1 protein-coding gene is annotated in these 307 nt (G+C 58.3%); it reads right to left on the reverse strand.

Annotated elements, in window-relative coordinates; translation table 11 throughout:
• The coding region (locus tag IO30_RS45660) for a class I SAM-dependent methyltransferase (RefSeq protein ID WP_157853404.1) at window positions 1-307 on the reverse strand (307 nt) is incomplete at both ends.

A 307-nucleotide genomic window follows, 5' to 3' on the forward strand; every position in this document is an offset into this window, starting at 1 on the left:
ACCCGAAAAACCCTCAACCGAATCCGCCAACGCAGGAAAATACTCCGGATCCAGCAACAACTCCCGCTCAGCCAGAACATCCTGCGCCACCGCCCGACGCAACCCGTCCCCACCCACCACACCACGCGCCACCTGCACACCCGCACGGAAACAACGCAACAGCCGATAATTCCGTACATCCCCAACAAACACCACACCACCCGGAGCTAGCTTCCCCGCCAGACCCCGCAACACCCCAGACAAATAATCCACACCCGGGAAATACTGAACCACCGAATTCAGTACCACCACATCGAAGAACTTGTCC

Source organism: Streptomyces xanthophaeus (genome assembly GCF_000725805.1).
Lineage (GTDB): Bacteria > Actinomycetota > Actinomycetes > Streptomycetales > Streptomycetaceae > Streptomyces > Streptomyces xanthophaeus.